General features: G+C 70.6%; 14 protein-coding genes. 2 read left to right on the plus strand and 12 right to left on the minus strand.

What is annotated here, in order from left to right; genetic code table 11:
* Positions 1 to 141: 141 nt before the first annotated feature.
* The gene (locus OG417_RS49985; RefSeq protein WP_329245606.1) at positions 142 to 1,347 is read left to right on the plus strand and encodes a serine hydrolase domain-containing protein; all 1,206 of its coding nucleotides are present in this window, start codon (positions 142 to 144) and stop codon (positions 1,345 to 1,347) included.
* A gap of 53 nt (positions 1,348 to 1,400) precedes the next feature.
* Here OG417_RS49985 and OG417_RS49990 read toward each other — a convergent pair whose 3' ends face one another.
* Positions 1,401 to 1,802 (minus strand): NUDIX hydrolase, encoded by a 402-nt coding sequence (locus tag OG417_RS49990; protein WP_329245609.1) that lies wholly within the window; start codon positions 1,800 to 1,802, stop codon positions 1,401 to 1,403.
* A gap of 225 nt (positions 1,803 to 2,027) precedes the next feature.
* On the opposite strand from OG417_RS49990, the gene OG417_RS49995 reads away from it, so the two are divergent.
* Positions 2,028 to 3,239: a serine hydrolase domain-containing protein gene (locus OG417_RS49995; RefSeq protein WP_329245612.1), complete on the plus strand. Its 1,212-nt coding sequence runs from the start codon at positions 2,028 to 2,030 to the stop codon at positions 3,237 to 3,239.
* A 24-nt stretch (positions 3,240 to 3,263) separates the two neighbouring features.
* Here OG417_RS49995 and OG417_RS50000 read toward each other — a convergent pair whose 3' ends face one another.
* The 11 genes from OG417_RS50000 to OG417_RS50050 all read right to left on the minus strand — a co-directional run bounded on the left by OG417_RS50000 (position 3,264) and on the right by OG417_RS50050 (position 13,498).
* Entirely contained in the window at positions 3,264 to 3,737 is a 474-nt protein-coding gene (locus OG417_RS50000) for a DUF3180 domain-containing protein (RefSeq protein ID WP_329245615.1), read from the minus strand.
* Positions 3,734 to 4,255, minus strand: coding sequence for a 2-amino-4-hydroxy-6-hydroxymethyldihydropteridine diphosphokinase (gene folK / locus OG417_RS50005; RefSeq protein WP_329245617.1), 522 nt, complete (start codon positions 4,253 to 4,255; stop codon positions 3,734 to 3,736). The genes OG417_RS50000 and folK overlap by 4 nt, the downstream gene beginning before the upstream one ends.
* Positions 4,252 to 4,617, minus strand: coding sequence for a dihydroneopterin aldolase (gene folB, locus OG417_RS50010; RefSeq protein ID WP_329245620.1), 366 nt, complete (start codon positions 4,615 to 4,617; stop codon positions 4,252 to 4,254). The genes folK and folB overlap by 4 nt, the downstream gene beginning before the upstream one ends.
* Positions 4,607 to 5,050 (minus strand): nuclear transport factor 2 family protein, encoded by a 444-nt coding sequence (locus tag OG417_RS50015; protein WP_329245623.1) that lies wholly within the window; start codon positions 5,048 to 5,050, stop codon positions 4,607 to 4,609. Before OG417_RS50015 ends, folB begins: the two co-directional genes overlap by 11 nt.
* A 16-nt stretch (positions 5,051 to 5,066) precedes the next feature.
* Entirely contained in the window at positions 5,067 to 5,918 is an 852-nt protein-coding gene (gene folP, locus OG417_RS50020; protein WP_442875629.1) for a dihydropteroate synthase, read from the minus strand.
* 31 nt (positions 5,919 to 5,949) lie between these two features.
* A complete protein-coding gene (locus OG417_RS50025; RefSeq protein ID WP_329263105.1) occupies positions 5,950 to 7,710 on the minus strand; it encodes a phosphatidylglycerol lysyltransferase domain-containing protein in 1,761 nt (586 codons plus the stop codon).
* 170 nt (positions 7,711 to 7,880) lie between these two features.
* Positions 7,881 to 8,477, minus strand: coding sequence for a GTP cyclohydrolase I FolE (folE, locus tag OG417_RS50030; protein ID WP_329245625.1), 597 nt, complete (start codon positions 8,475 to 8,477; stop codon positions 7,881 to 7,883).
* Entirely contained in the window at positions 8,474 to 10,483 is a 2,010-nt protein-coding gene (gene ftsH, locus OG417_RS50035; RefSeq protein WP_329245628.1) for an ATP-dependent zinc metalloprotease FtsH, read from the minus strand. The genes folE and ftsH overlap by 4 nt, the downstream gene beginning before the upstream one ends.
* A gap of 191 nt (positions 10,484 to 10,674) precedes the next feature.
* On the minus strand, positions 10,675 to 11,247 hold the full coding sequence (gene hpt / locus OG417_RS50040; protein ID WP_329263108.1) for a hypoxanthine phosphoribosyltransferase: 573 nt from the start codon (positions 11,245 to 11,247) through the stop codon (positions 10,675 to 10,677).
* A gap of 35 nt (positions 11,248 to 11,282) precedes the next feature.
* On the minus strand, positions 11,283 to 12,284 hold the full coding sequence (tilS, locus tag OG417_RS50045) for a tRNA lysidine(34) synthetase TilS (protein WP_329245631.1): 1,002 nt from the start codon (positions 12,282 to 12,284) through the stop codon (positions 11,283 to 11,285).
* A 101-nt stretch (positions 12,285 to 12,385) separates the two neighbouring features.
* Complete coding sequence (locus tag OG417_RS50050) at positions 12,386 to 13,498, minus strand: zinc-dependent metalloprotease (RefSeq protein ID WP_329245634.1); 1,113 nt, start codon at positions 13,496 to 13,498, stop codon at positions 12,386 to 12,388.
* Between the last annotated feature and the right edge of the window lie 9 nt (positions 13,499 to 13,507).

Genomic DNA, 13,507 nt, shown 5'->3' on the forward strand with positions numbered 1-13,507 from the left:
ATCAGTATCCGCCGAGGTGAGCGGGGTCCACCTCACCCGCACGACGGATCTTCGCGGGCCCGTCTCGGCCGTACGGGCGAGGCGGGAAGATCGGTGCGCTCGGCGATCCGCCGGCGGGCGCCGATCCGGAGGATGACCGGCATGAGAAGACATCTGGCCGCCATCGGCGCTCTCCTCGCCCTGACGGTTTCCGCCGTCGCGTCGGCACCGGCCTCGGCCTCCGCGCCCGTCCAGCGGCCCTCCATCGCACTACCGCCGCTCGACCCGGCCCTCCTGCGTGCGACGATCGCCGACCTCCCGAACGCCACCGTGACCGGCGCGCTCGTCAACGTCACCGGCTCGGCCGGTCAGTGGAGCGGCACCTCGGGCGTACGGGACGTCGTCACGCGCCGAACCGTCCAGGCCGACGGTAACTTCCGCATCGGCAGCATCTCGAAAGTGTTCACCGCGGTGGTGCTTCTGCAGCTCGCCGCCGAGGGCAAGGTGGACCTCGACCAGTCCGTGCAGCACTACCTGCCCGGCCTGCTCCCCGCCGCGTACCCGGCGATCAGCGTGCGCGAGCTCCTGAACCACACCAGCGGCCTGCCCGACGCCACGCTGGGCGAGGGCGACGCCCAGTGGTTCGCCGACCACCGCTTCGACAGCTGGACCCCGCGGCAGATCGTCGCGGACGCGGTGAGCCATCCGATGAAGTTCGCGCCCGGCACCGAGCAGGACTACAACGGCACGAACTACTACGTCGCCGGTCTGCTGGTCGAACGCCTGACCGGCCACACGTACGCCCACGAGGTGCGGCAACGCGTCATCGAGCCGCTGAACCTGCGCGACACCTACGTGCTGGACCGGCACGACCCACGGCTGCCGGGCGAGCACGCCCACGGGTACGTCGCGGTCACCGAGGACGGCAGCACCGTACTGCGGGACGTGTCGGAGCAGAGCCCGTACCCGTGGGCGGAGGGCGGCCTGATCTCGAACAGCGCCGACCTGCGGACGTTCCTGACCGCGATCTTCCAGGGCCGGCTGGTGCCCGCGTCGGAGCTGGGCGAGATGTTCACCGTCCCGGACGTGCCGTACCTGGGCACGGACAACTGCGTGATCGGCCCGGAGGCGGGCCATGCCTGCTACAGCGCCGGCCTGATGAAGACGACGATGCCGAACGGCCTGACCGCCTGGGGCAAGACGGGTTCCCGGCCGGGCTACACGAGCGGCCTGTTCGCCACCCGCGACCTGAGCCGCGTGCTCGTCTACTCGCTCAACCCGACGGGCAACAAGGACGGCTCGGAGGCGCCGTACATCCAGAAGATCGCCGCCGCCGTCCTCGACCCGGACCTCCTCACCGGGGACTGACCGGCCCGCCCGGCCGGGAGTTACCCACAACCTGTGGACGACTCCCGGCCGGGTCAGTGGAGCCGGCCGGCCTCATGCAGGTGGTCGAAGATGATCTGGTCGACCGGCGACACGCGGTCACGGTCGCCGTAGGTGAGCCAGAGGACTTCTTCGATCTCGCTGCCGGCGACGGGTGTCCCCTGGTGGTCGGCGGTGTAGCAGGTCATCCGCACGGTGACGCCGCCGGTGTGACCGTGGGCCTGGGCCTGGAAGGTGCCCAGGTGCCTCGCGGTGGCGGGAAGGATGGTGACGGCGAGTTCTTCCTCGATCTCCCGGACGAGGGTTTCGACGTCGCCCTCGCCGGGCTCCCGTTTCCCGCCGGGGAGGTAGCAGACGTCCTTGCCGCGTGACCGCGTGCTGAGGATCCGGCCGCTGTCCAGGTGGATCCAGGCGATCTTGTCGATGGTGGTGGTCAATCGCTGCCTCCCGTCGTGACGCTGCGCCCCGGATCTCGGCTCGGCCACCGCCGGGGGCTCGCCGGCGCTCGGCCGGATCGGGAAGGCGCAGGACCTCAGTATCCAGCGGTGGTCGTCTCACCCGTGCGACGGACCCGCGCGGGCCGTCTCGGCCGTACGGGTGAGGCGCGAAGATCGGTGCGCTCGGCGATCCGCCGGAGCCCGCCGATCCGAAGGATGGGCCGCATGAGAAGACACGTGGCCGCCATCGGCGCCTTCCTCGCTCTCACGGGGGCCCTGGTTCCCGCCGTCGCCTCCGCGTCCGCCCCGGCCTCGCCGGCCCCGCGGTCCGCGGCGGAGCTGCCGCCGCTCGACCCGGCCCTCCTGCGGGCGGCGATCTCGGGCCTGCCCAGCGCCACCGTGACCGGCGCGCTCGTCAACGTCACCGGCTCGGCCGGTCAGTGGAGCGGCACCTCCGGCGTACGGGACGTCGTCACGCGCCGAACCGTCCAGGCCGACGGGAACTTCCGCATCGGCAGCACGTCGAAGATCTTCACCGCCGTGGTGCTCTTGCAGCTCGCCGCCGAGGACAAGGTGGACCTCGGCCAGTCCGTGCAGCACTACCTGCCCGGCCTGCTCCCCGCCGCGTACCCGGCGATCACCGTACGCCAGCTGCTCAACCACACCAGCGGCCTGCCCGGCGGCGACCTGGGCGACGGCGACGCGCAGTGGTTCGTCGAGCACCGCTTCGACAGCTGGACCCCACGGCAGATCGTGGCGGACGCCGTGACCCACCCGATGGAGTTCGCGCCCGGCACCGCACAGCGCTACAACGGCACGAACTACTACGTCGCCGGTCTGCTGATCGAGCGCCTGACCGGCCGCGGCTACGCCCACGAGGTGCGGCAGCGCATCATCAGGCCGCTGAACCTGCGCGACACCTACGTCCTGGACCGGCACGACCCACGGCTGCCCGGCCCGCACGCCCACGGGTACGTCGCGGTCACCAAGGACGGCACCACCACGCTGCACGACGTGTCGCGGCAGAGCCCGTACCCGTGGGCGGAAGGCGGTCTGATCTCAAGCAGCGCCGACCTGCGGATCCTCATCACGGCGATCTTCCGAGGCCGCCTGGTGCCGGCCTCGGACCTGAACGAGATGTTCACCGTCCCGGACGTGCCGTACGTGGGCGACGACAACTGCGACATCGGCCCGGACGCGGGACGCGCCTGCTTCAGCGCGGGCCTGTCGAAGTCGACCCTGCCGAACGGCCTGAGCGGATGGGGAAAGACGGGCGCGCGGCCGGGCTACACGACCGGCGTGTTCGCCACCCGCGACCTGAGCCGCGTGCTGGTCTACTCCCTCAACGCGACGGGCAACAAGGACGGCTCGGAGAGCCCCTACGTGCAGCGGATCGTCGCCGCCACCTTCGACCCGGACCTGCTGTCCGGGAACTGACCCGCAGCGCCTCCCCGGAGGCCGTCAGAGACGTGACGCGGAGCGGCGCTGGTCCTCGTCCTCGGGGCCCTTGGGCACCCGGCAGGCGTGTTCGAGGATGAGCGCCCCCGCGATCAAGGCGATCGCCGCCAGCGCCGTACCGCCGCTGACGTAGAAGTCGCGCCGCGGCGTCGGCTTGTCCAGCGAGGAGGCCAGGTAGATGGCCATACCGCCGAACACCCCGGCCAGCACGGCGGCGGCGTACGCGCTCGCCTTGCCCAGGGCCGCCAGCCGCGCGGCGACCAGCGGCTCGATCGGCTTGGTGCCCGGTTTCCGCTGGATGCGGGCCCGGGTCACCAGGGCGGTGTAGAGCTCGCCGAGGGCGAGGAGCAGCAGCGACGGCACCATCGTCCAGGGCAGCAGCGGCAGCGAGACGTACAGGAAACGTACGATCACCCAGGTCACGGCCGCCACCACGACCAGCGTGACGGCGAGGGCGGGGATTCGGGTCGGCTTCACGCGGGCGGCTGGAGCGAGAGGTCGTCGCGGCGCCGGAGCTCCTGGTCGGCCACGTCCGGCAGCAGGTCGGTCACGCGCCCCTGGCCGGGCAGCGTCGCATCGGGCTCCAGGTCCGACCACGGCCGGAGCACGAACGCACGCTCGCGCGCCCTCGGGTGTGGCAGCAGCAGGTCCGGATCGTCGGAGGTCACGTCCCCCATCATGACGATGTCGATGTCGAGCGTGCGCGGCCCCCAGCGAACCTCGCGCGTACGGGCCATCGACTCCTCGATCGCGAGCACGCGTTCGAGCAGCGACTCCGGCGGCACCCCGCTGTCCGCGACGATCACGACGTTGAGGAAGTCGCCCTGTTCGGGGCCGCCGACGGGCTTGGTCTCATAGACCGGCGACAGCCCGATGAAGTCCAGGCCGGGCGCGTCGAACAGCGCGTCGATCGCCTCCTGGAGATTGTCGAGCCGGTCGCCGAGGTTGCTGCCCAGGGAGAGTACGGTGTGGCGCTTCTCCGTGGAGGTCGTCATGGGCGGCTCCGATGAATGGTCACGGCAACGTCGGTGAAGGGGTGCGGCATGGGGGCACTCGGCTTGTGCACGGTGACCTCCACTTCCTCGACCTGGGGCGGGTCGAGACACAGCGCCGCCAGGCGCTCGGCGAGCGTCTCGATCAGGTTGACCGGCTCGCCTTCGACCACGGCCACCAGCCGGTCGGCCAGCGCGCCGTAGTCAACGGTACGCAGGAGATCATCTTCCGCCGCTGCCGGGCGGACGTCGAGACCCAGTACCACGTCGATCACGAACTCCTGGCCGAGCTCGCGTTCGGCCGGCAGGCAGCCGTGGCGTCCCCGGGCGCGCAGCCCGTTCAGGGCGATCCGGTCAGTGCCCATCCTCGTCGTCTTCCTCCTCGTGGTTCAGCACGGGCGAGCCGTGGTGAAGCCACATCCGCCACCCTTCATCCGTACGGATGAACGCATTGGTGGTCACCACGCTTCCCCCGGAGGTCAACGAGTCGGCCGACTCGTCGACGGCCGTGATGATGTGCTCCGAACAGCTCACCACCGCCTGGTCGCCGGAGATCCGCACCTGCGTGTCGGTGAGCACGAACTGGATGTACGGGGTGTTCGCCATGATCAACGCCCAGGAGCGCAGCACCGTGCCCCGGCCGCGCAGCAGCGGCCAGCCCGGGTGCACGCAGACCACGTCGTCGGCGTGCGGCCCGTCCGCCCACACGAGGCCCATGCGGTCCAGGTCGGCGGACTCGAAGGCGGCGTAGAACTCGGCGTTCACCGCCTCCACGGCGCTCACGTCGATCTCGGTCACGACGACGCCTCCTCGGTCACCGGGCGGCTCCCCACGCGGCCGCGGCGCGTACGGCGTCGGCGTTGGCCCGCACGTTGTGCACGCGGACGCACCAGGCACCGGCCGCGGCGGCCAGGGCGGTGATCGCCACGGTCGCGTCGTCGGACTCGGCGAACGGCCGGTACGTGCCGTCCGGCGCGGCGAGCAGCCGGCCGAGGAACCGCTTGCGCGACGCGGCCACCAGCACCGGATGGCCCAGCTCCAGCAGCGCGTCGAGATGGGCCAGGAGCGTCCAGTTGTGGTTGTCCTCGGGGCGCTTGGCGAAGCCGAGACCGGGGTCGACGATCAGCTGGGAGGGGTCGACGCCCTCGCGGACGATCGCGGTGATGCGGGCTCTCAGCTCGTCGGTGACCTCGCGGACCACGTCCTGGTAGACGGCGCGGGTGTCCATGTCGTGACTGTGCCCACGCCAGTGCATCACGACGTACGGCACGCCGGCCTTGGCCACCATCCGCGGCATCGCGGGGTCGGCGAGACCGCCGCTCACGTCGTTGACGAGCCGCGCGCCGGACGCGACCGCCACCTCGGCCACCTCGGCCCGCATGGTGTCGACGCTGACCGGCACGCCTTCGGCGGCGAGGGCCTCGATCACCGGGACGACGCGTCGCAGCTCCTCCTGCAGGGACACGCGCTGCGCGCCGGGCCGGGTGGACTCGCCACCGACGTCGACGATGTCGGCGCCCTCCCGGACCAGGTCGAGGCCGTGCCGGACCGCCGCCTCGTGGTCGAACCAGACGCCGCCGTCGGAGAAGGAGTCGGGCGTGACGTTCACCACGCCCATGACGAGACAGCGCCCGGGGGCGGGGAGGCCGGCGATGCTCGTGGTCATACCGGTCAGCCTAGTGTGGACGCGGCTTTCCTCAGGGCGCGGGCAGGGCTCGGCGCGGAGGGCGCTTCAGGCCCGGGATGCGCAGCCGGGGCCAGACGATGAACGCCTCGGCCTCCAGGGCCGCCAGCGCGATCCTCGGGGCGTCGTTCAGGCTCGGGTAGACGAAGAACCGGGGCTGCCAGACCGGCTGGAACTTGGCGTTGAACTTGTACAGCGACTCGATCTGGAACCAGCGGGAGAGGAAGACCAGCAGCCCGCGCCAGGCCTTCATCACCGGGCCGGCGCCGATGCGCTCGCCGCGGGCCAGGGCGGCGCGGAAGACCGCGAAGTTCAGGGACACGCGTTTGACCCCCAGGTCGGGCGCTGCCTTGAGCGCCTCGACGATGAGGAAGTCGTTCAGGCCCGGCTGCGCGGAACGGTCGCGGCGCATCAGGTCCAGGGAGAGGCCGTCGGTGCCCCAGGGGACGAAGTGGATGATGGCGTGCAGTTCGCCGTCCTTGGTGGCCGTGGCGAACACGCACTCCTCGTCGCCCGGCTCGCCGACCCGGCCGAGGGCCATCGAGAAGCCCCGCTCGTTGTCGGTGCCGCGCCAGGCTCCGGCCCGCTCCCACAGGGCCGCCAGCTCCTCGGGCGCGTAGTCCTTCTCCCGGCGGATCTCGGCGACGTATCCCTGGCGGCTCACGCGGTTGACCATCTGCCGGACGTTGCGCATCGTACGACCGTCGAGGGAGAACTCGGCGGCGTCCACGATCGCCTCGTCGCCGAGTTCGAGCGCCGACAGGCCCGACTCGCGGCACCAGATCTCCGCGCCGAGCTCGCTGCACCCCATCACCGCCGGCACCCAGGCGTGGGCCGCGGCCTCCTCCAGGAAGGCCTGGATCGCGCCGGGCCACGCCTCCGGGTCGCCGATCGGGTCGCCGCCGGCCAGCATCACGCCGGAGACCACGCGGTAGGTCACGCAGGCCTTGCCGGTCGGCGACCAGATCACGCTCTTGTCGCGGCGAAGGGAGAAGTAGCCCAGCGAGTCACGGGCCCCGTGGCGGTCGAGCAGCTCACGGACGCGCTTCTCGTCCTCGGCCGACAGCGACGGCGCGGGCTCGGCCGGCCGCAGGAACAGGAAGGCCGTGACCAGGCCGGTGAACAGGCCGAGCGAGCCGAGGATCAGGCTGAACAGGTCGTTCTTGCGGTCGGAGACGAACGTCACCGGCCCGGTGGCGCCCACCAGGCCCGCGGCCACGTGTTCCAGCCGGTCGGCGAAGGAGTAGTGCTGCTGGAGGTCGTGGGCGTTCAAGGTGATGAACAACAGCCCGATCGCGACGCTGAACGCGGCCAGGAACAGCCCGACCCACAGCGCGCGCCATCGGGTGCGCGGGTCGCCGGTCGCGTAGAACTCGTCGCGGAAGTAGATCAGGGCCGCCAGCACGCCCGCCGCGACGAGCGCGGAGATCGCGAAGTCCTTGACGATGTGGGAGAAGACCGTGAAGGCCAGCAGCACGACGACCGCGCGCCAGGCCCGGCGCTTGCGGCGCCGCAGGCCGTGGGACAGCAGGAGGAACAGCAGACCGGCGATGAGCGTCGCCGTGCGGGCGGCGTTGTTGACCGACCCGGGGACGAACTCGTCGACGCGGACCATGCGGCGGTGCCACTCCGGCATCAGTGCCCCGAGGACGTCGTGCAGCCCGACGAGAAAGGTCAGCCAGCCGGCCAGCGCCGGAACCCATCGGCGCTGGCGACGACGCTCATGGACGTCGCTTTCGGGACGCCCTGACGTCTCACGCTTCGACTCCACCATCACGGCCCCACAGCGTAGTCAGCCGGGCACGTGCCGCACGTGAATCCGTATTCCCGATTCGGGTTGTACCGCAAAGCGTCACGGCGGTTCGTCCCCGTGTCACGGTAACACCGCGGACTCTTCGTACGACGCCGAGTCGGCGACGTTGGTTCGGCCGCGGTGCGGCTATCTCAACGGCCGAGGATGAGGCTCATCGCCTCCGCGCGGGTGCTCGGCTCGTCGCGGAAGTCGCCGCGTACGGCCGAGGTCACCGTCTTGGCCCCGGGTTTGCGTACGCCGCGCATGGTCATGCACAGGTGCTCGGCCTCCACGACGACGATCACCCCCCGGGGCTGGAGGACGTCCACGAGGGCGTCGGCGATCTGGGAGGTCATCCGCTCCTGCACCTGCGGGCGGCGGGCGTAGACGTCGACGAGCCGGGCCAGCTTCGACAGACCGGTGATCTGGCCCTTGTCGTTGGGCGTGTAGCCGACGTGCGCCACGCCGTGGAACGGCACCAGATGGTGCTCGCACATGCTGTAGACCTCGATGTCCTTGACGATCACCATCTCGTCGTGATCGGCGTCGAACACCGTGTTGAGGACGTCCTCGGGCCGCTGGCGCATGCCGGCGAACTGCTCGGCATAGGCACGGGCGACCCGCGCGGGCGTGTCAACGAGACCATCGCGGTCGGGGTCCTCCCCGACCGCGATGAGGATCTCGCGGACCGCCTTCTCGATCCGTGCCTGGTCGACCGGCGGTCCGTGCGGCTCTGGAGCTGGGGTCACGCCGGGCCTTCGCGGTCGTCCTGTTCTTCGGGCTCGACCGAGTGCGACGTGCCGCTGCCGTTGCCCTGGGTCAGGTCCTTGACGTCCTTGGGACCCATGAGCGCGAGCTCCTTGGGCGTCAGCACCGGCGGACGGTCCGACGGCAGCCGCTTGCCGTAACCGCTGTAGGACGGGGCGGCCGGCCGCTTCTGGATCGGCGCGAAGATCTCCAGCACCTGGTTCTTGGACAGGGTCTCCTTGTCCATGAGCTTGAGCACCAGGTCGTCGAGGACATCGCGGTATTCGACCAGGATCTCCCACGCGATGTCGTGCGCGGACTCGATCAGGCGCCGGACCTCGTCGTCGATCGCCGAGGCGATCTCCTCGGAGTAGTCGCGTTGGTGCGACATCTCCCGGCCCAGGAACGGCTCGCCGTTACCCTCGCCGAACTTGCGGGCGCCGAGACGCTCGCTCATGCCGTACTCGGTGATCATCTTGCGGGCGATCGAGGTCGCCTTCTCGATGTCGTTGGCGGCGCCGGTCGTCGGCTCGTGGAAGACCAGCTCCTCGGCGGTGCGGCCACCGAGCAGCATGGCGAGCTGGTCGAGCATCTCCGAGCGGCTCGCCAGGAACTTGTCCTCCATCGGAAGGGTCATCGTGTAGCCCAGCGCCTGGCCGCGGGACAAGATCGTGATCTTGTGCACCGGGTCGGCGTTCGGCAGGGCGTGCGCCACCAGGGCGTGGCCGCCCTCGTGGTAGGCGATGGTCTTCTTCTCCTGGTCGGACATGACCCGGCTCTTGCGCTCCGGACCCGCCATGACCCGGTCGATCGACTCCTCGAGGGTGTCCATGTCGATCTGCTTGCGGTCCATGCGGGCGGTCAGCAGGGCCGCCTCGTTGATGACGTTCGCCAGGTCGGCGCCGGTGAAGCCCGGCGTGCGCCGCGCGATCGTGTCGAGCTCGACGTCGGGCGCGAACGGCTTGCCGCGGCCGTGGACCCGCAGGATGCCCTTGCGGCCCTCGAGGTCGGGCCGGTCGATGACGATCTGCCGGTCGAAGCGGCCGGGGCGCAGCAGGGCCGGGTCGAGGATGTCGGGCCGGTTGGTCGCCGCGATCAGGATCACGCCGCCCTTGACGTCGAAGCCGTCCATCTCGACCAGCAGCTGGTTGAGCGTCTGCTCGCGCTCGTCGTGGCCGCCGCCCAGGCCGGCGCCGCGGTGGCGGCCGACCGCGTCGATCTCGTCCACGAAGATGATCGAGGGAGCGTTGGCCTTGGCCTGCTCGAACAGGTCACGGACCCGGGAGGCACCGACACCGACGAACATCTCGACGAAGTCCGAACCGGAGATCGAGTAGAACGGCACGCCCGCCTCGCCGGCGACGGCGCGGGCGAGCAGCGTCTTGCCGGTACCCGGGGAGCCGTACAGAAGGACGCCCTTGGGAATCTTGGCGCCGATGGCCTGGAACTTGGCCGGGTTCTGCAGGAACTCCTTGATCTCCTGCAGCTCCTCGATGGCCTCGTCGGCCCCGGCCACGTCGGCGAACGTGGTCTTCGGCGTGTCCTTGGTCACCAGCTTGGCGCGCGACTTGCCGAAGTTCATCACCCGCGAGCCGCCGCCCTGCATCTGGTTCATGATGAACAGGAAGATCAACACGACGACGACGATCGGCAGGAAGCTGAACAGCAGGCTCAAGAAGACGTTCTGCTTGGGCACCGAGACCGTGTAGCTCGTGAGCTGCCCGGCGTCGGTCTTCTGCTGCAGCAGGTTGGCGAGCTGGGCACCCTGGCCGTCGACCCACGACGCCTGGAGCTGCTTGCCGCTCTTGAGCTTGACCTCGATCCGCTGATCCTTGTCAATGATCTGGGCAGACTTCACCTCGTTGTGCTGGATGGCCTGCACAACCTTTGAAGTGTCGGCCTTCTCGTACGAGCCTCCGGGATTGATCCCGTACATGACGAGCAGTACGAGCGCCCCGAAGGCCAAGATCCAGAGCAACGGCCCGCGAAAGTAGCGCTTCAGATCCATTTATGCGGAACCCCGTGGTGGGGCCCGTCCCTCCTGACCAGCGTCATCAGACCTCGTCGCGCGAACGCCCGCCGAGGCGGCCTTCCTGAGTACGGCCCGCAAGGAGCCCGAGATAACGAAGGTACACCGGTGTCGCGGAAGACCGCAGCACGACGTCCGGCGTCCCACTTCGCAACTAGGAACGTACGGGGCTAAGCCTCTTGTTCCCCACTTCCACCGTAGACGTGCGGAGCAAGTGTGCCCACGAAGGGCAGGTTGCGGTAGCGCTCGGAGTAATCGAGGCCGTAACCGATCACGAACTCGTTCGGGATGTCGAAACCGATGTACTTCACGCCGACCTCGATCTTGGCGGCGTCCGGTTTGCGGAGCAGGGTGCAGACCTCCAGGGAGGCCGGCCCACGCGATTCGAGGTTGCTGCGAAGCCAGGAAAGTGTGAGGCCTGAGTCGACGATGTCCTCGACGATCAGCACGTCACGGCCCATGATGTCGGCGTCCAGGTCCTTCAGGATGCGCACGACGCCGGAGGACTTGGTCCCCGAGCCGTACGACGAGACCGCCATCCAGTCCATCGAGATCGGCGTGTGCAGCGCGCGGGCGAGGTCGGCCATGACCATGACCGCGCCCTTGAGGACTCCGACGAGCAGGAGGTCGCGGCCCTCGTAGTCGCGGTCGATCTCGGCGGCGAGCTCCCGGATCTTCCCCTGCAGCTCCTCCTCCGGGATCAGCACCTTCTCGAGGTCAGCCCGCATGTCCGCTTCGTCCACCACAAGCCCTTCCAGGTCGGAGGAGATCACCAGGATCAGTCTTTACGTGGGATTTCGGATGGCCCGAAGAGCAGCTTTTCACACCTACGTCGCACCCGTACGCGGCCGGGCAGGTCGACGTACGACTGGCCGCGCCACGCGGTGACCAGGGCGTCCACCGCATCGACGTGCACAGCGGCGAGCGTACCCGGGGGGCTGCCCGCCTCGATCGCGGTGCGGTGCAGGACACGCGTGCGGACCGCGCGGGGCAGGCCGGCCAGGGCCCGCACGCCGAGCGCCCGGACCGCGCCGGGCTCGTCCTCCGCCGCGCCGGCCAGCGCCTCGGCGGCCCAGGCGTCGAGGGCGTCGGCGTCGTCGCGGAGCATGCGTGCCGTGCGGGCCAGGGCCGCGGTGATGCCCGGGCCCAGGCCCTTCTCCAGGGCGGGCAGGACGTCGGCACGGACCCTGGCCCGCGCGAACGCGTGATCGTGGTTGTGCGGGTCGTCCCAGGGCGTCAGGCCCATGGCGAGACAGGCGCGGCGCGTGAGGTCCCGGCCGAGCTCCAGCAGCGGGCGCCGGTAGATCCCCGAGACGGCGGGCATGCCGGCCAGCGACCGGGCGCCGGACCCGCGCGCCAGCCCGAGAAGCACGGTCTCGGCCTGGTCGTCGAGCGTGTGCCCGAGCAGCACGGCGGCGGCCCGGTGACCGGCCGCGGCGGCGTCGAGCGCGGCGTAGCGGGCGGTGCGAGCGGCGGCCTCCACGCCGCCCTCGGACCCGACCGTGACCGTACGGACCTCGGCGGGCTCCAGCCCCAGCTCGCTCAGGGTCGCCGCGACGCCGGCGGCACGCTCGTCCGACCCCTCCTGCAGACCGTGGTCGACGGTGACCCCGCCCGCCTGGTGACCGGATCTGGCCGCCTCGAACGCCAGCGCCCCGGCGAGCGCGAGAGAGTCGGCCCCGCCGCTACAGGCGACGAGCACGAGATCGCCCGCCTCGACCGTGGCGAGGGCACGGCGGACCGCCAGGCGCACCGCCGCGACCGCCGGATCAGGTCCCACGCCTCTCATTGTCGTACGCGCGGCGCCTCACGCGGGCCGCCTTGCGCGCGAGCGGGGCGTCGAGACGGACCCGGCCGTCTCCCGCACGCCGTGCGGCGTGCTCAGGCCTCGTTGGAGGGGAGTTCGGGCTTGCCGATGACGCGGCCGATCCACAGGGACGGGGTCTTGATCTCGGCGTGGGTCGGCAGGGTGTTGGGCGAGGTCCAGACGCGGTTGAAGCCGTCCATGCCGACCCGGTCGATGACCTCCTTGACGAAGCGAGAGCCCTCGGCGTACTGCTTCATCTTCATCTCCAGCCCCAGGAGGCGCCGGATCGTCCGGTCGAGCTGGGAGGCGCCCTCGCGGCGTTGCTGGAACTTGGCGCGGATGTCGGCCACGGTCGGCACGACCTCCGGGCCCACCGCGTCCATCACGTAGTCGCCGTGGCCCTCGGCCAGGGTCATCACGGCGGTCAGCCGCTCGAGGATCTCCCGCTGCTCGGGGGTCTGGATCGCGTCGATGAGGTTGCCCTCGCCGCCGCGCACGGCGTCGGCGACGGCCTCGCCCACCCCGCGCAGGCGTTCGAGCAGCGCGCCCGGGTCGAGGTCGGAGGCCAGCAGGAACGCGGTCATCTGGTCCTGGACGTACGCCCGCAGCCACGACACCGAGGCGAACTGGGCGCGGTGGGTCTCCTCGTGCAGGCACACCCAGAGCCGGAAGTCGTGGGGGTCGACGTTCAGCTCCTGCTCGGCGTGGACGATGTTGGGCGCGACGAGCGTCAGCCGCCCCGTCGGCGCGCGGCCGGCCGGGTCCGGCGGCAGGAAGAGCTCGTACTGGCCGAGCACACGGCTGGCCATGTACGCCAGGATGGCGCCGACCTGCATGCCGGTGACCCGCGAGCCCACGGCCTGGACGACCACGCCGCCGACACCGCCGCCGAGCAGGCTGCCGCCGCGCCGGGCCTGGAGCTGCTCCATCAAAGGTTCGAGGACGACGCGGAAGCCGTCGACGTTGGCGCGGATCCAGCCGGGCCGGTCGACGACCTTGGCCGGCGACCCGTCGATCCCGCCGTCCATGCCGGTGAACTCGCGCACGTGGCCCTGCGCCACCGCGGAGAGCTCACGCAGCTCGGTGACGACCTGGCGGGCCTCCCGTGGGCTCACCTGCGGCCCGGGTCGCACAAGCCGGGTCCCCGTCTGAACGGCGACGTTCCAGTCGATCATGGATGCTGGCATTACAACCCT

It is taken from the genome of Actinoallomurus sp. NBC_01490 (genome assembly GCF_036227085.1).
Taxonomy (GTDB): Bacteria; Actinomycetota; Actinomycetes; order Streptosporangiales; family Streptosporangiaceae; genus Actinoallomurus; species Actinoallomurus oryzae.